Raw genomic sequence first — 18,684 nt, 5'->3', positions numbered from 1 at the left:
GCCGACAGATAGGCAAATCCGTTCCGAAACGAGGGATTACCACCATGGCTCCGCCGCAGGAACTCCGCGGATCCGGCACCTCCGCCGCTCCCCGGATCGAGCATATTCAGGCGGTGGCAATTGTTTTTTCGTCTGGGCGGTGGATATGTGTACATGGATTGGGCGGAGAAGTACAGGCCCCGACACCTGCAGGATATCGTGGGAAACACCTCCGCAGTCCGGCAGATGTACGAATGGGCAAAAGCCTGGACACCGCAGAGCAAACCCCTCGTCCTGTACGGCAGACCCGGGATCGGGAAGACCTCGAGCGCATATGCTCTTGCGAACGATATGAACTGGGAGGTCGTCGAACTGAACGCCTCCGATCAGCGTACAAAGCCGATCATCGAGAAGATCGCGGGCAGCAGCAGCACGACGATGAGCCTTACGGGCGCTGAGCGGAAGGTCATCATCCTCGACGAGGCGGACAATCTCCACGCCCACGCCGACCGCGGCGGCGCACGGGCGATCGTCGATATCATCGCCCGCTCCCGTCAGCCGATCATCCTGATCGCAAACGACTACTACGGTCTTGCAAAAGAGCTCAAGGCGGTCACCGAACCGGTGCAGTTCCGGTCGCTTCAGGCACGCTCAATCGTCCCCCGGCTCCGGCAGATCTGCAGCGGGGAGGGGCTCTCCTGCGGAGAGGAGGCGCTCGCCGAGATCGCCGGACGTGCCGGCGGGGATATGCGGGCGGCAGTGAACATGCTCTTTGCTGCCGGGATCGGCCAGAGCGAAGTCTCCGTTGCCGACATTCACACCGCGCAGAAGGACGAGCGCTCCACCATCTTCGATCTCGTCGCCGCCGTCTTCAAGGGCAGAAGCGACGAGGCGCTCATGAAGGTATCCTACGAGGTGGAGGATACCCCCGACGCCGCCCTGCAGTGGATCGAAGGCAACCTCCAGCATATGCCCGACTTCGCGTCCCGGGCACGCGGCTACGACGCTATCGCACGTGCCGACGAGTATGTCGGACTGACGTACCGACGCCAGTACTATACGCTCTGGCGGTACGCGACCGCCATGATGCTGATCGGGGTGGCCGATGCGGCCGGAGGGCACGGGATCCACGGAAAGATCTCCCCGCCTGAACGCTGGGGCAAGATGAGCAGGTCGCGGCGGCAGAAGGCTATCCGGGCAGGCCTGATCCGAAAACTCGCAGCCGAAGCGCATATCCCGGAGAGCACGCTTGCCGACGAGTTCTTCACGCCGATCACCCTGCTCGTCGAGCAGGATCCTGCCCGCTACGTCCGGGAACTCCAGCTCGACGCCGACGAACTGAACCTCTTCCTCCAGGACAAGACCGCTGCCGCACGGATCATACGCGAGGTCGCAAAAGAGGCAAAAGCAGCCGAAAAAGAGGCTGAAAAGGCATCAAAACGGAAGAAGACAGAGAAGAAGGCTGATCCCGACCCGCCGGAGAACCCTGACGCCGAAAAGCGTTCGGAGCGGGCGGCAGGTCAGTCGACACTTTTCTGATCGCTCCGGCGGTGGTAGCGCCGGAGGACGGTTCCGGGGTCGACGATCTCCCCCCCGTTTTCGTATATCTCAAAGCCGAGGTGGTACACCAGGAGATCGGCATCGACACGCCGGGCGAGCGCTATCATGGACGGTATCATCTCGATGCCGGGTCTGATGGCGTAGAGCAGATCCGCCCCCGCATAGAGCGCGAGATCAGGTTCGAAGATGTCGTCGACGGTAACGGAGAGTCCTTCGTGCGAGATCCCATGGCGGATGTCGGTGCAGCGCCGGAGGGCTCCTCCGGCAGCGACCACCCGTGCGGCACCCGGGTTGTTGCCGATCCCTATCTCGACGGCATCGCGGTACCGGGCAGCGATAAACTCTCCGATACTCTGCTCAATACGTTTATGCCCACTCATTACCCAGAGATTAGGCAATGGGCATCAAAATTCTTTGGGATCAGCAGGCACCTCCGGGTCTCGAGGTTCCCGTCTCCCGCCTCATCTCGATGCTTCTCTGCCGGGAGGTCGAGATCATCGAGTACCCGCTCCTGGCGGACGGATATGACCGGAACCGCGATCAGTACGATGCTGCGAAGATCCTGGATCGCCTCCAGAATACGTTTATCCGGCGATACGGCATAGCGGACCCTCTGCTCCTCGTTACGAGCCGCGATCTCTTCGTGCAGAACTGCGACTTCGTCTTCGGCCTCGCACGGAAAGCAGCGGGTGCCGCCGTCGTCTCCACCGCACGCCTCGATAATACCTACTATAACCGCGCAGCAAACGACGACGACCTCATCGACCGGACGGCAAAAGAAGGAGCTCACGAGATCGGGCATCTCCTCGGGCTCGACCACTGCACCGACCGGGAGTGCATTATGTTCCGGCCGGCGACCCTCGACGAGCTTGACCGGAAGAAGAAGCAGTTCTGCACCGCCTGCCGCCAGGCGCTCGGGGTCCGGCCGGAGTGACAGCTCTGCCGAGAAACCCTTCCGAAGGGTTGAAATCCGGAAAGGCGGAAAAATTTTCAGGTACGGAGGAGACCAAAATATTAACTCCCACCATTCAGATACTCTAGGAGAGCATTACAATGGGATATTACTCATCCTTAATTCAACGAAAGTTCAAGGATATCGTCGGGAAGCGCTACGAGACCGTCCTGAAGGAGTACGGCGAGTTCCTGCTGACCGAGGAGGATATGGTCGTCCCCGAGGTGCATGCCATCCTGCTGCCCCTCGACGTCTTCACCGGAGAACTCCCGGACGATCTCATCGAAGTTCTCTCCGCCTACGACGCCAGGGTTTCGCTTGCATATATAACGGACGTCCGGGTCTACTCGATCCTGGAGCAGACGCTCGATCATGAGACGGTCGAGGACTTTCGGAAGAAGAAAGAGGCGCACGGCGAAGAGACCCTTGCAAAGGTATCCCGCCAGCTCGAGAAGCATGGGATCGCGACGCAGACCCGGCTCTTCATCGGCCAGAAAGGCGACGACGTGATACGGATGGCGACCGACTTTGATATGCTCGCGATCTCGAAGCATTACGGGGACGGGGAATCGCCGACCGCATCCTTAAGCCCGCTCGCCCTCAGGATCTGCCAGCGGGTCAAGAATCCCGCGATCATCTACTAGGTGGAGTCATGGACGGCGTCGCGCTGCTGGCAATAGTCGTATTTCTGCTCACCTACGTCCTGATCGTGGACGAGCGGATCCACCGGGCGGTCGCGGCCATGGCCGGAGCGGCCGTTGTCGTCTTCCTCGGGATCGTCCCGTGGGACTCGCTTCTCGAACACCTCGATCTCGGCACCATCTTCCTCCTTCTGGGGATGATGATCATCGTGAACACCGCACGGAACAGCGGGTTATTCGAGTATATCGCGATCCGGACGACGAAACTCGCACGGGGAAGTCCGATCCTGATCCTCGTCCTCTTCATGGCGGTAACGGCAGTAGTGAGCGCGTTCCTCGATAACGTCACGACCGTGCTGCTCCTCACCCCGATGCTCCTCTACGTCGCGAACCTGATGAAACTCAACCCGATCCCGTTCCTGGTCGCCGAGATATTCGCCTCGAACATCGGCGGGGCGGCGACGCTCATCGGCGACCCGCCGAATATCATGATCGCATCCTCGGCGGGACTCTCCTTCAACGAGTTCCTCTTCAATATGGGCCCTATCGCCCTCGTCGACATGGTCATACTCATCGGGATGATGTACCTCCTCTACGGCAGGGGTATGAAAGTCACGCCGGAGGAGCGGGATACCCTTGTGCGGACACTGGGCAGCCTCGACGAGCGGGCGGCAATCCGGGATAAGGCACTCTTTAACAAATCGGTGATCGTCATCCTCTTCGTGGTCTTCCTCTTCTTCGTCCACAACGACATCGGCAGTATCCTGCACACGTTCCTGCCGTTCGTCGATCCCGCGATGACGCTCGAGCCTGCCGAGGTCGCCCTCATCGGAGCTGCGCTCATCCTCTTCTGGAGCCGTGAGGCTCCGGAGATGATCTTCGAGAAGGTCGAGTGGCCGGCGCTCTTCTTCTTCGGCGGGCTCTTTATCATCGTCGGGGCACTCGTGGAGACGGGCGTGATCGCCGAGATAGCGGCGTTCATGATCAGCAACGTCCACTCGACCGGCGAAGCGATGATCATTATCACCTGGTTCGCTGCGTTTGCATCGGCCGTGGTGGACAATATCCCCCTGACGGCAGCGATGATACCGCTCATTCACGATATGAGCGGAACGATGGATGTCTACCCGCTCTGGTGGGCGCTCTCCCTCGGCGCCTGTCTCGGCGGCAACGGCTCGGCGATCGCAGCCTCCGCAAATGTGGTCGTGCTCGGTATCGCCGAGCGCGAAGGAGTCGCCATCACCTTTATCGACTTCCTGAAACTCGGGATGCTCGTACTCGTGGTCACGGTGGCGGTGGGTCTTGGAATACTCTGGATGATGTACGTGGTGTAACATATGAAGTATCTCGTTCTCCTCGACGGCTCCAAATGGAGCCAGAAAGCAGCGTTGCACGCAATCACGATTGCGAAGCGAAAAGGAGCGGAAGTGGTCTTCTTCTCGGTACTCGATATCAGGGAGGCCAAAGCGATGGCCTTTAACTTCTGTGCGCAGAGCGGCATCTGCGACCGGGTGAAGGACTACGAAGTCCAGATCTGGCGGGACATGAAGAAGAATATCCAGGACGAACTCGCAGCGATCCTGTATCACTACAACAGGGAACGGATCAGGTGCTCGTCGAAGATCGTCGAGGGCATTACCCGCGACGAGGTGATCCAGGAGGCAAACTCCGGCGAGTACTCGCTGGTCGTCATGGGTGCGTACGGCCGGAGCGGGAAGCACCGGATCAGTACCCTCTTCGAAGAGGTTGCCGGAGAGATGAAACCCCCGGTTCTCATCGTCCGCTAACCTTACCGCTCTACTTTTTTGAGGGCTTCCTGCTGATCGAGGGTGAGGTCCGCCCCGGCGAAATCCTCTCCGGAGGGAAGCTCGAGAAAGAACGCCGCGGTGCTATCGACCGCGGCCGTCCCTTCTTCGATACGAAGATCGAGGATGTGGCCGCCTGCCGTGCGATCGTCGGTGATGAAGTGAAGGTGGTAGCCCGGAACGTTCACCCCGGCGGTAAACGCAGGCGAACGGAAGCCGACGGCAGTGCCGCTGACGTTCTCGAGGATGAAGATAACCGGCTCCTCTGCCACCACTTCGGTAAGCGGCGGGTAGGGCTTCTCCTGCCGTGGAACGCTCCTCACCGTCACGGAGGCGAAGGTGCCGTCTACCCGAACCGCAGAGAAGTAGTTCTTTGAAGGGATGGCCGCATCGACCGCCGCCTCAAGTCCGGTCAGGTTCATGCCACTCCGCAGGGGAACGATCATGTCCGGATCGAAGAAGGTCACGGCGGCGAACGGAACCGTCGCATCCGGTGGAGGTACACGGACGCGGCCGTCGACGGGCAGCTGGTAGTAGACGCCGTCGAGGGCGAGCATCTCCCCGTCGAGCGCATCGAAGCAGCCGAGGCCGAAGTCGCCGTGCCGGGCGAGGGTCTCGATCGACGCCGTCCCGTCGTACACGCCCTGCAGCAGAGCGTCGATCGTCGAGACCTGATAGAGTACGTCGCGCCCGTCCACCGGCGCGGAGCCGGCCGGGAGGCTCCCGAGCAGGTAACCCATCGTAAAGACCGTAAAGATCAGAGCGATCGCGAGAATGCCGGAGCGAAAGAGCGTGGAAGAGGTCAAGAGCAGCATCTCCTGATAGGTGTATATCACCTGTGGTCGCTTCGCAGTGATAAGCAGATCAGATTCGTCCCGTGCAGCAGGCGATCCACCCGTCAGCCTCTCCGGGAAAGTAGCGGTTTTCTCCCGTCCGCAACAGTTCCATGCAGTTCATGCGGTAGTGGACGTCGACCGCCCCGCCGGAGGCTTCAACAATCCGGTCGACCTCGTCCGGGGCATAGACCCGGATGGCGGCAAGTCCGGCGCTCTCTCTGATGATCCGGAATATCTCCCGGGGAATGCTCCGCCGCTCCGGCCTGACGGCATCGCACGGCAGCAGATACTCAAGGATAAATCGGTTGCTCAGATCGGCCGACCGGAATGCCGAGAGGATCTCCGCAAGGTTCTGATCCGGGAGGTAGTAACTGATACCCTCAAGGAGGACGATCGACGGGGCGGGCTCGTGCCCGAGCAGTTCGCGCGGGCCGGGTGCGGTGATATCGCCGGTCAGGCACCGGATCCGCCGGGAGGAGACCGGATCTATCGCCCTGTAGAGGGCTGCCTTCTCCTCCATCCCGGCAATGTCGACCTCGACTATCGAAACAGCAGGGAGACTGCCGTCGGCTGCAAGTTCGAGTCCGAGCGGGGATCTGCCTGCCGCGAGGATGGCGATCCGGGCATCCTCCCCCATCGCCGCGAGCTGCCGGCGGATCAGCGAGCCGATGCAGTGTTTCCGGTTCAGGATCACCTCGCCGTACCAGTCGCAGACCGCGCTGCAACGGTCATAAAGGTCTCTTCCAGCCGCAAGATCGAGCGATTCGACGAAACGTCTGGCAATCCCGGCCCGATAGAGCGGCATGGCCCACCGCATCACAAGGGCGGCAGTCGGCTCAAGCCGGATCGTGCCCACACCCGGATCAGGCAACTACTCTTCCCCGATATCCTCGTACCAGATCTCCGGATGCTCGGTGATGAACGTCCGCATCATCTCTTTGCAGACCGCAAGGTCGAGGTCGATAACCTCGACGCCGTGCTGCTCCAGAAACGCACGTGCTCCACCGAAGTTCTCCGATTCACCGGCAACAACTTTCCCGATACCGAACTGGACGGCCGCACCGGCGCAGAGGTAGCACGGCATCAGGGTCGAGTAGAGCGCCGTGCCCCGGTAGCTCCTGATTCTGCCTGCATTCCTGATACAGTCAATCTCGGCGTGGAGAACCGGATCATTCTGCTGCACCCGCCTGTTGCGCCCTTTACCGATTATTCTGCCCTCTCTGACGAGAACCGAGCCGATAGGGACACCTCCCTCGTTGCGGCCGCATTCCGCCTCTTCAATGGCGCATTTCATGAAGAGATCCATAGGTACTTCTGTGATTGCTATCTTATCCGATATAAAGAGCGCGATAGCGCATACCATTTTTTACATGGCTTTTTCAAAAAAAGAGAGCCCCCTAAAAGCCCTGAGGCTCAAAAGCCACCCGCCTGAGATTACTCAGGCCAGGGGGATCTCCCGTTCGGTCGGGATCTCGCCGAGCGCCCGGACGACGGCTACGCGTACCCCGGCGTCGGGATCGTTCTCGAGTCGGAGGAGCGGATCACGGGCGCGTGTGTTCCCGATCCTGCCGAGCGCCCTCGCAGCGGCTATCCGCACCCTCGGTTTATCGTCCCGGAGCAGGGCGATGAGCGGTTCGACCGCACGCGGATCGCCGATCTCCCCAAGCGCCTGCGCCGCTCCCGTCCGGACCCACGGATCCTCGTCGCCCAGGGTGCGGATCAACGGCTCCACGGCGACCCGGCCGTCGACAACCCCGAGCGACAGGGCCGCTTTCCAGCGGACTTCGGCGTAATCGTCTCGGAGCGCCCGAATGAGCGGCTGAACGGCACGGGCATCACCAATCTCCCCGAGCGCTTCTGCAGCCCTCCAACGGTCGGTGAGGTTTCGGGACTCGAGCATAGAGAGATACATTCTGATCACCGATTCCGGGTTCCTCTCATCGACATCCCTGTCTGGTTCCGGGCGACCGGGCTCGTCCATCTACTGACCCTCTCACCCCACTTCTGGGGCGGCAGAACTATAAGCGTTTGCACCCCCCGCTCTCCACAGCCTTCCATAGGGAGATGCCCCGGGCAGCTGCAGGAGAGGTGGATAACAAAAGACCATGCCGGGGATGGAAGAGAAGGACGGTACCGGAGGGCTTTTGCCCCTCCGCAGCCGCCGTGCTGCACGGGTCTTCTGCGAAGAGCAGAACCGGGAGACAAGACAGATCATTTTTGTAGTACGTCTGCCATTGTGATCTAGTATGGCTGAGCCAACCGGTACGCAGGAGAGCGCATCGTTCCCCCCGGAACTCGAGAGGATGGGGGTCACCTCCGGAGCAGAGATCGATATCAGGGATCTTGATACGATCCGTGAGGAGCAGCAGATCGATATCTACCTCTACTTCGAGGAGGATCTGGCACGCGAATCGACCCTTGAGAAAGATATTGAAGAGTACTCTGATGTCCCGGACTTCGAGCGGCCGTTCATCAGACTGGATAGGTTCCTGCAATTCGCAAACGAGTCCGACCCCCAGTTTGCCCACCGTCTAAGCGACATCCCGCTCGTTATCGAGATCCTCGCCTATGGGGAGCTCTTCCAGGAGGGACAGGCCGGCACCACACCCTACGTCAAAGGCCTCATGCCGTTCCTCGACGAACTCGAGCTGGAGGACGTCCCCGTCACTCCCTGATACCCGAACGGTGATCGGACAGAGTCGCCGGCGCTCCTGTGAGCCGTCCGGAATAAGAGACCTCTTTTTTGGGTAGAGCAGATACGCCGGCGATACGTACTGCAGAGGAACGTGTGCAGGGTGACGGGCAGGCATCGCCGGAGAAGAGCGCTGCCCGGATCATCCCCCGAGGCCCGGATCGTTTTTGAGGCGGCTTACCGTAGCAGGACGCCATTCAGGGCCTCCGGATGCAGGAGCCGGCACCGCCCCCGGGTACCGGCGGCAGACCACGGTTCGCAGGGTCTCCCAGAGCACTTTCACCGGATTGGAGACGCGGAGATTTATATGCGAGCATAGGAAATCTTTTTATTAAATAAAACGTGAGGTATAATACAGTTAGTATTCCTTACACCCCCACGGGTCTCCCTGTTTGGGAAAAAAGGCGATTAGGCCGGGCGGCCGGCCTTCCCGAACCCGGAGAAGGACCTGGCAGGATGGGCGTTATGACGAAAGACAGAATCAGCACCCCGGAGAACGATGCCTTCGTAACCGTTCCCTGGGGAACGCAGATCGGCATGCTCTACCGGAACCGGCAGGAACTTGCCGAGCTCGCCGTCCCGTTCGTGAGGGCGGCCGTCGAGAGAAACGCTGCCTGCATCTGTCTGACGTCGGCACCCTTCGGCATCGGCGATGCACAGAAGGCTCTTCGCAGAGTAATTCCCGGTCTCGATGAGCAGATCTCATCCGGCCGGATCACGTTGCGGGACTGCGACGAGGTATTCTCAGCAGACGGCCGCGTCGATCCCGAGTCGGTCGTGAACAGGTGGATCGCCGATGAGGAGCAGGCGCTGGAACAGGGGTATACGGGAGTATTCCTGCTTGGGACTATGCCTTCGCCCGAGACGGAGAACGCGAAAGCATTCTGCCGTGCCGGAGCCACCCTCCACAGGATCATCGACAGCCGCAGGATAGTCGCCCTCTGCACATACTCCCTTCGCCGGTGCGGCATCTCCGGGATCGTCGACGTCGCGGCCGGCCACGATTTTATGCTGATAAAACAGAACGGCCGCTGGCGAGGAGTCGAGCAGATGCCGCGACGCCGGCCTTCCGGCAGACCCTGCACCGGTGAAGAGCGAATCCGGCATATCGCTCATACGAGTGCCGATGTCGTCTTCATCTGCGATGGAGAAGGCACGATCACCTTCATCTCGCACGCGGTGGAGAAGGTCTTCGGATATGCTGCCGGTGAGGTGATCGGGAGGAATCTTCGCGAGTTTCTCCTTCCACCCTTCGACCGGGAGCTCGAACGGTTCTGGACGACACTCGCGGGCGAACCGGAGGGCGGATGGCTGCAGGCGGAACTCGTACGCGCCGACGGCAGCAGATCCGTCGTCGAGATCTATGCATCCCCGATAACCGGGCACGATCTCGTGATCGGGTATGAAGGGGTCTGCCGCGACGTTACGGATCAGGTCGTCGTCAAGAAGCACGCCTACGATCAGATCGAGAAGAACATCGAGCAGTTTGCGATCCTCGGCGACCACCTCCGCCATCCGCTGCAGGTGATCCTCGGGTGGGCGGATCTGATGGAAGACGAGCAGTCCGAACAGATCCGCCAGCAGGTCCGAAAGATAAACGAGACGGTCCGGCAGCTTGACGAAGGCTGGCTTGAGTCACGAAAAGTCCGGGAGTTTCTGTTAAAGAATGAACCTCCCGCCCTGCATGCCCCGGAGGGAGAGAAGAAGGCTGCCCGGAGGAGAAAGAAAATCCGGCGCACCCGGAAGGAGCAGCGGCTGGCGGAGGCCGGAGCGCGGCAGCAGACACTGAGCAGGTATATGACCCCGGAGCGGGCAGGACCTGTCAGGTAGACCGCTACTCAAGGCGGAACGACTGCACGCCCTTCAGAATCGTAAGGCTCACATCGAAGTTCTCGACCGAATGGGTGAGAGCGCCCATACTGACGGCATCGGCACCCGTGCCCGCATACGCCGCCAAGGTCGCCCCGGTGACCCCGCCCGAGACCTCGACGATGATCTGCTGCCGAAGACCCACCTCTTCAAGGGCCAGGATCGCACCGCGCACCTCTGCCGGCGACATATTGTCGAGCAGCACGATATCCGCACCCGCCTCTGCGGCAAGGACGGCATCTCCCGGAGACTCGACCTCCACCTCGATCGTCCGGTAGAGGCTCCCCGCACGGGCTTTTCGAATCGCCTCTGGAAGCGGAACGACGGCAAGGTGGTTGTCTTTTATCAGAACCATATCGCTGAGCGTGAAACGGTGCGGGTCGCCGCCCCCGAGCTCGACCGCTTTTTTGTCGAGAACCCGTAGTCCCGGGCAGGTCTTTCTCGTTGCAGCAACGCGGACGTGGGGAGAGACCGTCCGCACCGTCTCGACACAGGATCGGGTCTTCGTCGCTATCCCGCTCATTCGCCCGATGATATTGAGCGCCGTCCGCTCCACGAGCAGAATCGCCTTTGCCGACCCCTCGAGCTCGAGAAGCGCCTCGCCCGGCGAGACCGACTTTCCGTCGGCGATCCGCTGCCGCACGGCCACGCCGTAATGCTCAAAGAGCGCACGTGCCTCCGCAAGGCCGGCGATCGTCCCCGCTGCCTTTGCATGCACCTCCGCCCTACAGACGACGTCGGGGATGACGGCGTCGCTCGTCACGTCTCCCCAGGGGGCATCCTCCTCGATGAACCCGAGGAGATGATCGATCGGGATCATCAGGCTCACTCCGGCACTGCCAGCATCCGCTCGATCGCGCGGCGGGCAGGATGCATGACCTCATCCGGAACCGTAACCTCGTGCTCTTCCCGCTCAAGCGAGCGGAGGAGTCCGGCCAGCGTGATCTTCTTCATATCATCGCAGACGGCGTCCGCTTTCTCACAGAACGTCCCATCCGGGTACAGGGAACGGAGGCGCAATACCATATCCCGCTCCGTAAAGACCGACCAGCAGCCTGCGGTGGCGCCTCCGCGGACCATGCCCCCGGTCGAGGCGATGATATCGGCACGTTCCTGGATCTCGGGGCGGCACTCGGGGTGGCAGACTATGGTGCAGCCCCGGGCTCTCGCAGCCTCGACGTCGGCGAGGGTAAAACCGGTATGGACGTAGCAGTGCCCGCCGGGAGGGGTGGGAATTATTCTTTTCTCCGGCACCTGCCGCTGCACGTAGGCGGCAAGGTTTGCGTCGGGGCCGAAGATCACCTCCTCCTCTGCAAGCGACCGGACGACCCGGACGGCGTTTGCGGATGTGCAGGTGATATCGGCGAGCGCTTTGCACCCGGCGGTGCTGTTGACGTAGACGGCGACGGCGGCATCCGGGTGTTCTTCCCGTGCCTTTTCGATCATCCCGGGAGTGAGGTGATCCGCGAGCGGGCAGCCCGCATCCCGTGCCGGGAGAAGCACCTTCCGCTCGGGGTTCACGAGCTTTGCCGTCTCGGCCATGAAGAGGACGCCGCAGACGACGATGCAATCGGCCGTCACGTCGCGCGCGAGGAGGGCGAGTTCGAGGCTGTCGCCCACGGCGTCGGCGACCGCCCTGACTGCCGCCGGCTGATAATTATGTGCCAGAATAACGGCATTTTTCTCAGATTTAAGTGCCAGAAGCTCCTTTTCCATTGCTATGTCCCCACCACCAGAGGATTGTCAAGGTTCTTGAGCAGCGTCAGGATCGAGAGGGCGGCCATGTAACTTGTCGCGGGGTTCTCGGGGCTCGGGACGTTCCGCACCCGGATGTAAATGTCCCCGAACTCCCCTTCTGCAAATATCTCATGGACGTTCCGCTCCACATCGGGATCGACATAAAGCTCGACGTCAGCCTCCCTCCCGGCAGCAAGGCCCAGCGCTACCGCGACGTTGATATTCTTCGGGTATTGCTTTATACACTCGTGTGCCATCCCCTTAAAGATCTCCATTCGCGCAGGGGTCGAGATCCCAAGCGATCCGGGAGACTTCGTCGTCCGGAGGAGGAGTGTCTGCAGGGGGGAGATCTGCCCGATCTTTAAGTTGTCGAGGCCTGTAACGGCACCGCTCGGCACGCGGATCTTCCGCCCGGCGCTCCGTGCTGCCTCGATAAGCCGGGTGCGGAACTCGTCGTCCGCAAGGGCGCCGCCGCTCAAAACGACGAGGTCTTTTCCTGCCCCGAGGATAGCCTCGCCGTACCGCCTGACGGCGGCGACCGACGCCGCCTCGACGATGATATCGGTATCCTGGCGGAGGAACTCATCAAAATCGGCATAGGGCTCCGCGTGACTGAGCGCCGCAAGCTCCTGCGCCCGGTCCGGGATTATGTCAAAGACAGCAACGATCCGGAAGTTCTCCGCATGTCGTGCAAGAATATGGCCGACGTTGCCGCATCCGAGCAACCCTACGTTAATCATCGAATAAAGAGATAGTAATATCAGCGGTTAAGCATTGTGCTCCACGAACTGCCGCCCCATCCCCGGCGCGTCGTATCCGCCCCGAACAGGCAGGGGAAGGCAAAATAACCGCCCGGATCCTTCCGGCGGATAGGGAAGTGCAAATTGCTGGAGGACGGACAAAATCAGAGATTTTCGGGACGAACCATGGAGCGCCTGATAGGGAAGAAGGTCTATATCGAGTCGTACGGCTGCACCTACAACCACGCGGACACGCAGAAACTGATCGCGATCCTGGAGGGGCAGGGGTGCACCCGTGTCGGCGCGGATGAGGCCGAGGCCGTCGTCATCAACACCTGCATCGTCATCGGCGCGACGGAGCGGCATATGATCCGCCGGATGCGGGTCTTTGCCGATAAGGAACTCTACCTCACCGGATGCATGCCGCTCGCCCGGATGGATGCGATAGAGTCGGCCTGCAGTCCCCGGATCATCCTCCCGGAGAGCATACGGGAACGGTACGGCAGTGCCGGGACGCCGGCAGACGGAGCGGTCGGCATCGTCCAGATAGCCACGGGCTGCGTCGGGAGCTGCAGCTACTGTATCACGCGCCGTGCACGCGGGGCGATCGCAAGCGAGTCCGTCGATGCAGTCCTCGATGCCGTCAGGACCCTCGCAGCAGGCGGAGCGAAGGAGATCCAGCTCACCGGCCAGGACGTCTCCGCCTGGGGGATCGACCGCGGGGAGCGCCTCCCGGATCTCCTCCGGGAGATCGTGACGGTTCCGGGACGCTTCCGCCTCCGCCTCGGGATGATGAACCCGGCGACCGTCCTTCCGATCCTCGACGATCTTGCCCGGGCCTACGATAGCGAGAAGATCTTCCGGTTTCTCCACCTGCCCGTCCAGTCCGGCTCGGACGCCGTTCTTGGACGGATGCAGCGTGGATACCGTGCCGCCGACGTCCTCGCCGTCGTCCGGGCGTTCCGGGAGCGGTATCCGGAGATGATCATCTCATCCGATTTCATCGCCGGGTTCCCGGGCGAGAGCGACGCCGAGTTTGCAGAGTCGATCGCGCTCCTCCGCGAGGCGGCGTTTGCGAAGGTGAATATCACCCGCTACTCGCGCCGGCCGGGGACGCCTGCAGCCCGGGAGAAGGATCTCACCGATTACGTCAGGAAACAGCGGTCGCGCCGGCTCCTCGCCGAGGCCGACCGGATCTATGACGACTACCACTCCCGCCGTATCGGGACGGAGACGCCGATCGTGGTGACCGAGAGGAAGGCCGCCGGTTCGGTCGTCGCGAGGAGTCCGGAGTACATGAACATCGTCATCAGAGAGGATCTCCCGCTCGGATTCGAAGGAAGGGCGGTCGTCACCGAGAAGAGGCGGCACTACGTCATCGGGCGGCGTATCCGCGATCGGGGAGAGCACATTTAGAGAGACCGCAAACTTTACCTGCATGACCGCGAGACTACCTCGCATGCAGGAGATCAGCGGCCACGAACTCTCCGCAAAGAAGGCGGAGTATCTCAAATACATCCATATCCGCGGCGAGACCGCCCGAACCAGCGAGGTTGCCGCACACTTCGCGGTCGCCCCGTCGACCGCTACGAGAACGCTCGAAGAGATCGCGCGGGCCGGGTACCTCGAGCACTCGCCCTACCACGGTTTTGCGCTGACAGATGAGGGGGAGCGGTATGCACGGTTTCTCGTCCGCCGTCACCGGATCGTCGCGCTCATGCTCAGCAGGTTCGGCCTTTCTGCGGATGAGGCCTGCAGGGAGGCGCAGAAACTCGAAGGATGCGTCTCGAGAGCGGTGGTCGACAGGATATGCTCGTCGCTCGGCCACCCGATGATGAGCGTCTGCGGCCGGATCGAGCACGATATCTGCTGCTGCTCTTCCGGAGAGGCGGGGAAGAGCGGGCGCCGAATTTAGCTTACCTGCAAAATCGGAGGACGCAGCATGATCTCGTCAGGGATTATACGAACACCGGTATCGAGCGCATACCTCCCGTCTGCCGTACTTGCCGCCCTCTTTCTGCTCGCTATCGCGGCCGGATGCACCGGCGTGGAGCAGCCGGACACTCCGGGCGATACGATCACCGTCGCCGTGACGATCCCCCCGCAGGCAGAGTTCGTCGAGCGGGTCGGGGGAGACCGGGTTCGGGTCGTGGTCATGGTGCCCCCGGGAGCAAGCCCGCACACCTACGAACCGACACCGGGAGACCTGACGGCCGTGAGCCGGGCGGCGATGTACGCGAAGGTGGGGTCGGGCATCGAATTCGAACGCGCGTGGATGGATAAGATCACCGGGTTAAACCCCGCTATGCTCGTCGTGGACTGCTCAAAGGGTGTCGACCTCATCGAGGCCGACCCGCACATCTGGACGTCGCCACGGAACGCGGGGATCATGGTCGAGGAGATCTATGCAGGGCTTGCAGCCGTCGATCCGGAGCACCAGGAGTACTACCGGCAGAATGCGGACGCGTACCTGCAGGAGCTCGAGAGCCTCGACCGGGATATCCGGCAGGCGGTTGAAGAGAGCGGGACGCAGAAGATCATGGTGTACCATCCGGCCTGGACGTATTTCGCCGAGGAGTACGGCCTCACCCAGGTGCCAATCGAGGAGGAGGGGAAAGAGCCGTCGCCCCAGACCCTAAGCCGCCTTATCGAAGAGGCGAAGGCAGAGCATATCACCGTCATCTTCGCAGAGCCCGAGTTCTCGACCCGGAGCGCGGAGGTCATCGCTGCCGAGGTCGACGGCAGGGTCGTGCTCGTCTCCCCGCTCGCACGGAACTACACCGCGAATATGCAGACGGTGGCAGAGGCGTTTACCGCGACCGAAGAGGCATGATGGATCCTCTTATCGCGCTTGAGAATGTCTCGGTCAGGCTCGGGGGGAGACCCGTACTTGAAGGCGTGAACCTTACCATCAACCCGCAGGACTTTTACGCCATCATCGGCCCGAACGGGAGCGGCAAGACCACGCTCCTCAAGGTGATCCTCGGGCTCGTCCATCCCTCGGAGGGCAGCGTGCGCATCTTCGGCGGTTCGCCCCGCGAGAAACGGCAGCTGCTCGGGTACGTCCCCCAGTTCCGGACGTTCGACTTCTCCTACCCCGTCACCGTGATGGAGATGGTGCTCTCCGGCAGGCTCGGCCACATCCCCGGCCCCATCCGGCGTTACCGCGAGATAGACAACGACCATGCAGCAAGAGCGCTCGATATGATGGAGATCGCCGATCTCGCCGACCGGGAGCTTCGGGCGCTCTCCGGCGGTCAGCAGCAGCGTGCGATCATCGCCCGGGCGCTTGCAGGAGAGCCGGAGGTGCTCCTCCTCGACGAGCCGACGATCTACGTCGATACCCCAACGGAGATGCGGTTCTACGAGACCCTGGAGCGGCTCCGGGCAGAGATGACGATCGTTCTCGTGACACACGATATCGGGGTCATCTCGTCGCACGTAACGAAGGTCGCCTGCCTCAACCGGCGGCTCTACACGCACGACTCGGCCGAGATCACCGAAGACATGCTCTCCGCCACGTACCACTGCCCTGTCGACCTCATCGCTCACGGCCTCCCTCACCGGATCTTCCGCGAGCACGACGAGGAGGAGTAGCCCGTGCTCGAGGTGCTGGAGTTTGCCTTCTTTCAGAACGCCCTTCTCGCAGGAATGCTTGCCAGCATCGCCTGCGGTATCATCGGAACCTACGTCGTCGTCAAACGGATGGTCTTCATCGCGGGCGGGATCTCGCATGCGTCGTTCGGCGGGATTGGCCTTGGCTACTACTTCGGGATCGATCCGATCCTCGGAGCCTTCGGATTCACCCTGGCCGCCGCACTCGGGATGGGCGCCGTGCGCCTCTCTGCAAAGCAGCGGATGGACACGCTCATCGGCACGGTCTGGGCCGCCGGAATGGCAGTAGGCATCCTCTTCGTCTATCTCACCCCGGGGTTTGCTCCCGACCTCTTCAGCTACCTCTTCGGCAACATTCTCCTCGTCCCGGCAGGAGACCTCTGGCTGATGGGTGGTCTCGTCGTCGTGACGGTGGGGCTCGTTATGCTCTTCTACAATGAGTTCCTCGCGGTGACCTTCGACGAGGAGTACGCGACGATCATGAACCTCCCGGTACGGGCGTTCTACCTCCTCCTCCTCGCTCTCGTCGCATGCACGGTGGTGATGCTCATCCGCGTTGTCGGGATCATCCTCGTGATCGCGCTTCTCACCCTCCCTCCGGCGACCAGTGCGGAGTTTACAGCACGCCTGCGACCGATGATGCTCCTCTCCGTCGTGCTCGGCATCCTCTATACGACCGGTGGAATCTGGCTCTCGTACCTCCTCGACGTCCCCTCGGGAGCGACGATCATCCTGATAGGCACCGCCGGGTACGCGGGCGCGGTCGCCGTACGGGTGTGGAACGGACGCTGATCCGGCATCTTTATCCGGGGCGCGGCAAGAGAATACGTTCACGAAGAAAGAACGGAGACGACCTATGGACGAGATTATTGAAGAGGGCTATGCCCGACTGATCGAGAGCCTCAAAGAACTCGCCGGTGTCGAGGAAGAGCGTGCAGCGGAGATCAAAAAGCAGGAGGGCGCCCTCCTTGCCCGCATGGCCGAAGAAACCGCACCGCTCGTCTCCCGGATCGGCCTTTCCATGCTTAACCGGGCACGGAAGGATGCGAATGGGGAACTCTACGATCCCGAGTTCTACCCTGAGAAGATGATCCTCCTCGGCAAGACCGAACCGCTCGCGTATCGGCCGGACGATCTGAACAAGGCGGTCGACACCCAGATCTGCGTCCTCTCCGAAGACGGCTCCTTTTACGAACTGATGTACAGTTCAACCGAGATCCGGACTGATTCGTACAAAAACCCGCTCGATCCGGCTACCGCGCTCGACCTCTACGGCTACGAGATCATGTTTATGCTCTACCGGGCGATGCGGGAATACCTGCAGAAAGAGAGAGAGCTTGTCGACGCCCTCGGCAAGACGCTCGAGTATCTATCCTCATAACCCTTATTTCCACCCGAATATCGGGAATACCGGTTTTAATAGGTCTTCGTCGCCTCCAAGCGCCGAGAGCGCGTATGACTGACTGTACTTCTGGCCGCGATCGTTTTCATAGGTGACAACCGCTTTTGCCTGCTCGATCATCACCGGCAGCGCGTACTCCGACGTTTCATCCACCTTCAGAGACGGGACGTCGAACTCGATGTTGAGCGGAACGACGGCGACGTGAATCCTGAACGCCTCGGCGTTCCCCCGGTTCCTCACGGTCACTCCCTTCGCGTCCTCGTTCAGTACCGCGACGATCTCGGGGTTATCGACGGCATCGCTCATGATCCGCAGGCTCATCAGGAGAACGAGCACGATGACGAGTGCGATGAGCGCGAGATAGATATTGATGAAGAGCAGTCCCAGAACCGCAAGAAGTCCGACGACCAGGACAGCTTTCTGGTTTTTATCCATACAGAGAATAGGCATGCAGGGGATATTAATCCTTCAAGAGGGGAGATGCGGCACTGCACCGTAGCATCCCCGGGTCACGCGGTCCTGCTTCAACCATCTGCTCGTCGGTTCGGAGACGGGGGTCGGCATAACCGGCTCCCCGCCGCGTACCCCGGCGCGCATCGCGGAATCGACGAACGCCCCGGCTATGAAAGGGAAAACGTATTTTAAAGAGGCAGAAACAAAAGCAGAAAACGCAGAAGACAGGCGCCGGAGAAGGGATTCGGAAAGCCGGTTTTATCCGATTAGAAATGCAAAGAAGGGAAAATGGGCCCGATGCGATTCGAACGCATGACCTCCCGGTTATCAGCCGGGTGCACCACCAGCTATGCTACGGGCCCCCTTATGGAACTACCCTACTACTTCTCTCGTCGTAGGTATT

22 protein-coding genes and 1 tRNA gene are annotated in these 18,684 nt (G+C 61.3%); 13 read left to right on the top strand and 10 right to left on the bottom strand.

What is annotated here, in order from left to right; all coding sequences use genetic code 11:
- The first annotated feature begins 153 nt into the window (after positions 1-153).
- A complete protein-coding gene (locus ABH15_RS07335) occupies positions 154-1,518 on the top strand; it encodes a replication factor C large subunit (protein WP_128693710.1) in 1,365 nt (454 codons plus the stop codon).
- On the opposite strand, the gene ABH15_RS07330 is transcribed toward ABH15_RS07335, so the two are convergent.
- The gene (locus ABH15_RS07330; protein WP_128693709.1) at positions 1,500-1,919 is read right to left on the bottom strand and encodes a UPF0146 family protein; all 420 of its coding nucleotides are present in this window, start codon (positions 1,917-1,919) and stop codon (positions 1,500-1,502) included. The two genes, ABH15_RS07335 and ABH15_RS07330, sit on opposite strands and share 19 nt — an antisense overlap.
- 17 nt (positions 1,920-1,936) lie before the next feature.
- Here ABH15_RS07330 and ABH15_RS07325 point away from each other — a divergent pair, with 17 nt between their 5' ends.
- The 4 genes from ABH15_RS07325 (at position 1,937) to ABH15_RS07310 (ending at position 4,919) form a co-directional block, all read left to right on the top strand.
- Complete coding sequence (locus ABH15_RS07325) at positions 1,937-2,473, top strand: archaemetzincin family Zn-dependent metalloprotease (protein ID WP_128693708.1); 537 nt, start codon at positions 1,937-1,939, stop codon at positions 2,471-2,473.
- Between the two features lie 119 nt (positions 2,474-2,592).
- Positions 2,593-3,135, top strand: a complete 543-nt coding sequence (locus ABH15_RS07320; protein WP_128693707.1) for a universal stress protein — start codon at positions 2,593-2,595, stop codon at positions 3,133-3,135.
- 8 nt (positions 3,136-3,143) lie between these two features.
- Positions 3,144-4,466 carry an ArsB/NhaD family transporter gene (locus ABH15_RS07315; RefSeq protein ID WP_128693706.1) on the top strand — a complete coding sequence of 441 codons (1,323 nt, stop codon included), beginning with the start codon at positions 3,144-3,146 and terminating at the stop codon, positions 4,464-4,466.
- 3 nt (positions 4,467-4,469) lie between these two features.
- Positions 4,470-4,919, top strand: coding sequence for a universal stress protein (locus tag ABH15_RS07310; RefSeq protein WP_128693705.1), 450 nt, complete (start codon positions 4,470-4,472; stop codon positions 4,917-4,919).
- 2 nt (positions 4,920-4,921) lie between these two features.
- Here ABH15_RS07310 and budA read toward each other — a convergent pair whose 3' ends face one another.
- From budA to ABH15_RS07290, 4 genes are all read right to left on the bottom strand, one after another.
- Positions 4,922-5,752: an acetolactate decarboxylase gene (gene budA / locus ABH15_RS07305; protein WP_128693704.1), complete on the bottom strand. Its 831-nt coding sequence runs from the start codon at positions 5,750-5,752 to the stop codon at positions 4,922-4,924.
- Positions 5,753-5,801: 49 nt separating this feature from the next.
- Positions 5,802-6,644, bottom strand: a complete 843-nt coding sequence (locus ABH15_RS07300) for a hypothetical protein (RefSeq protein WP_128693703.1) — start codon at positions 6,642-6,644, stop codon at positions 5,802-5,804.
- Positions 6,645-7,079, bottom strand: a complete 435-nt coding sequence (locus tag ABH15_RS07295) for a nucleoside deaminase (RefSeq protein ID WP_128693702.1) — start codon at positions 7,077-7,079, stop codon at positions 6,645-6,647.
- Positions 7,080-7,211: 132 nt separating this feature from the next.
- The gene (locus tag ABH15_RS07290) at positions 7,212-7,754 is read right to left on the bottom strand and encodes a HEAT repeat domain-containing protein (protein ID WP_128693701.1); all 543 of its coding nucleotides are present in this window, start codon (positions 7,752-7,754) and stop codon (positions 7,212-7,214) included.
- Between the two features lie 265 nt (positions 7,755-8,019).
- Here ABH15_RS07290 and ABH15_RS07285 point away from each other — a divergent pair, with 265 nt between their 5' ends.
- Both ABH15_RS07285 and ABH15_RS07280 read left to right on the top strand, forming a co-directional pair.
- Positions 8,020-8,448, top strand: a complete 429-nt coding sequence (locus tag ABH15_RS07285) for a hypothetical protein (protein WP_128693700.1) — start codon at positions 8,020-8,022, stop codon at positions 8,446-8,448.
- A 482-nt stretch (positions 8,449-8,930) separates the two neighbouring features.
- The gene (locus ABH15_RS07280) at positions 8,931-10,295 is read left to right on the top strand and encodes an MEDS domain-containing protein (RefSeq protein ID WP_164913662.1); all 1,365 of its coding nucleotides are present in this window, start codon (positions 8,931-8,933) and stop codon (positions 10,293-10,295) included.
- A 4-nt stretch (positions 10,296-10,299) separates the two neighbouring features.
- Here the strand turns inward: ABH15_RS07280 and nadC are convergent, their stop codons facing one another.
- Genes nadC through nadX form a run of 3 tightly spaced genes read right to left on the bottom strand, consistent with a single transcriptional unit; the run spans position 10,300 to position 12,811 of the window.
- A complete protein-coding gene (gene nadC / locus ABH15_RS07275; RefSeq protein WP_128693698.1) occupies positions 10,300-11,154 on the bottom strand; it encodes a carboxylating nicotinate-nucleotide diphosphorylase in 855 nt (284 codons plus the stop codon).
- 5 nt (positions 11,155-11,159) lie between these two features.
- Positions 11,160-12,050 (bottom strand): quinolinate synthase NadA, encoded by an 891-nt coding sequence (gene nadA, locus ABH15_RS07270; RefSeq protein WP_128693697.1) that lies wholly within the window; start codon positions 12,048-12,050, stop codon positions 11,160-11,162.
- Between the two features lie 2 nt (positions 12,051-12,052).
- Complete coding sequence (gene nadX, locus ABH15_RS07265) at positions 12,053-12,811, bottom strand: aspartate dehydrogenase (RefSeq protein ID WP_128693696.1); 759 nt, start codon at positions 12,809-12,811, stop codon at positions 12,053-12,055.
- 186 nt (positions 12,812-12,997) lie between these two features.
- Between nadX and ABH15_RS07260 the strand changes: the two genes are divergently transcribed.
- The 6 genes from ABH15_RS07260 (at position 12,998) to ABH15_RS07235 (ending at position 17,807) form a co-directional block, all read left to right on the top strand.
- Positions 12,998-14,227: a MiaB/RimO family radical SAM methylthiotransferase gene (locus tag ABH15_RS07260; RefSeq protein WP_128693695.1), complete on the top strand. Its 1,230-nt coding sequence runs from the start codon at positions 12,998-13,000 to the stop codon at positions 14,225-14,227.
- Between the two features lie 43 nt (positions 14,228-14,270).
- Complete coding sequence (locus tag ABH15_RS07255; RefSeq protein WP_128693694.1) at positions 14,271-14,726, top strand: metal-dependent transcriptional regulator; 456 nt, start codon at positions 14,271-14,273, stop codon at positions 14,724-14,726.
- Between the two features lie 27 nt (positions 14,727-14,753).
- A complete protein-coding gene (locus ABH15_RS07250) occupies positions 14,754-15,644 on the top strand; it encodes a metal ABC transporter solute-binding protein, Zn/Mn family (RefSeq protein WP_128693693.1) in 891 nt (296 codons plus the stop codon).
- Positions 15,644-16,408, top strand: a complete 765-nt coding sequence (locus ABH15_RS07245) for a metal ABC transporter ATP-binding protein (protein ID WP_338323524.1) — start codon at positions 15,644-15,646, stop codon at positions 16,406-16,408. The genes ABH15_RS07250 and ABH15_RS07245 overlap by 1 nt, the downstream gene beginning before the upstream one ends.
- 3 nt (positions 16,409-16,411) lie before the next feature.
- Entirely contained in the window at positions 16,412-17,218 is an 807-nt protein-coding gene (locus ABH15_RS07240; protein ID WP_128693691.1) for a metal ABC transporter permease, read from the top strand.
- Between the two features lie 64 nt (positions 17,219-17,282).
- Complete coding sequence (locus ABH15_RS07235) at positions 17,283-17,807, top strand: hypothetical protein (RefSeq protein WP_128693690.1); 525 nt, start codon at positions 17,283-17,285, stop codon at positions 17,805-17,807.
- A gap of 3 nt (positions 17,808-17,810) precedes the next feature.
- On the opposite strand, the gene ABH15_RS07230 is transcribed toward ABH15_RS07235, so the two are convergent.
- Complete coding sequence (locus ABH15_RS07230; protein WP_128693689.1) at positions 17,811-18,263, bottom strand: hypothetical protein; 453 nt, start codon at positions 18,261-18,263, stop codon at positions 17,811-17,813.
- Between the two features lie 307 nt (positions 18,264-18,570).
- Positions 18,571-18,643: transfer RNA gene (locus tag ABH15_RS07225), tRNA-Ile, on the bottom strand.
- Positions 18,644-18,684 lie beyond the last annotated feature (41 nt).

This window comes from Methanoculleus taiwanensis (assembly GCF_004102725.1).
In the GTDB taxonomy this organism is placed as follows: domain Archaea; phylum Halobacteriota; class Methanomicrobia; order Methanomicrobiales; family Methanoculleaceae; genus Methanoculleus_A; species Methanoculleus_A taiwanensis.
Note: the sequence above shows the minus strand (reverse complement) of the source record. Positions and strands in the feature narration are given on the sequence as shown.

Bases quoted from the DNA above. Each gene is read 5' to 3' on its own strand.
- ABH15_RS07335 (WP_128693710.1), top strand. From the start codon at position 154: ATGGATTGGGCGGAGAAGTACAGGCCCCGACACCTGCAGGATATCGTG.
- ABH15_RS07330 (WP_128693709.1), bottom strand. From the start codon at position 1,919: ATGAGTGGGCATAAACGTATTGAGCAGAGTATCGGAGAGTTTATCGCT.
- ABH15_RS07325 (WP_128693708.1), top strand. From the start codon at position 1,937: ATGGGCATCAAAATTCTTTGGGATCAGCAGGCACCTCCGGGTCTCGAG.
- ABH15_RS07320 (WP_128693707.1), top strand. From the start codon at position 2,593: ATGGGATATTACTCATCCTTAATTCAACGAAAGTTCAAGGATATCGTC.
- ABH15_RS07315 (WP_128693706.1), top strand. From the start codon at position 3,144: ATGGACGGCGTCGCGCTGCTGGCAATAGTCGTATTTCTGCTCACCTAC.
- ABH15_RS07310 (WP_128693705.1), top strand. From the start codon at position 4,470: ATGAAGTATCTCGTTCTCCTCGACGGCTCCAAATGGAGCCAGAAAGCA.
- budA (WP_128693704.1), bottom strand. From the start codon at position 5,752: ATGCTGCTCTTGACCTCTTCCACGCTCTTTCGCTCCGGCATTCTCGCG.
- ABH15_RS07295 (WP_128693702.1), bottom strand. From the start codon at position 7,079: ATGGATCTCTTCATGAAATGCGCCATTGAAGAGGCGGAATGCGGCCGC.
- ABH15_RS07290 (WP_128693701.1), bottom strand. From the start codon at position 7,754: ATGGACGAGCCCGGTCGCCCGGAACCAGACAGGGATGTCGATGAGAGG.
- ABH15_RS07285 (WP_128693700.1), top strand. From the start codon at position 8,020: ATGGCTGAGCCAACCGGTACGCAGGAGAGCGCATCGTTCCCCCCGGAA.
- ABH15_RS07280 (WP_164913662.1), top strand. From the start codon at position 8,931: ATGACGAAAGACAGAATCAGCACCCCGGAGAACGATGCCTTCGTAACC.
- nadC (WP_128693698.1), bottom strand. From the start codon at position 11,154: ATGATCCCGATCGATCATCTCCTCGGGTTCATCGAGGAGGATGCCCCC.
- nadA (WP_128693697.1), bottom strand. From the start codon at position 12,050: ATGGAAAAGGAGCTTCTGGCACTTAAATCTGAGAAAAATGCCGTTATT.
- nadX (WP_128693696.1), bottom strand. From the start codon at position 12,811: ATGATTAACGTAGGGTTGCTCGGATGCGGCAACGTCGGCCATATTCTT.
- ABH15_RS07260 (WP_128693695.1), top strand. From the start codon at position 12,998: ATGGAGCGCCTGATAGGGAAGAAGGTCTATATCGAGTCGTACGGCTGC.
- ABH15_RS07255 (WP_128693694.1), top strand. From the start codon at position 14,271: ATGCAGGAGATCAGCGGCCACGAACTCTCCGCAAAGAAGGCGGAGTAT.
- ABH15_RS07250 (WP_128693693.1), top strand. From the start codon at position 14,754: ATGATCTCGTCAGGGATTATACGAACACCGGTATCGAGCGCATACCTC.
- ABH15_RS07245 (WP_338323524.1), top strand. From the start codon at position 15,644: ATGGATCCTCTTATCGCGCTTGAGAATGTCTCGGTCAGGCTCGGGGGG.
- ABH15_RS07235 (WP_128693690.1), top strand. From the start codon at position 17,283: ATGGACGAGATTATTGAAGAGGGCTATGCCCGACTGATCGAGAGCCTC.
- ABH15_RS07230 (WP_128693689.1), bottom strand. From the start codon at position 18,263: ATGGATAAAAACCAGAAAGCTGTCCTGGTCGTCGGACTTCTTGCGGTT.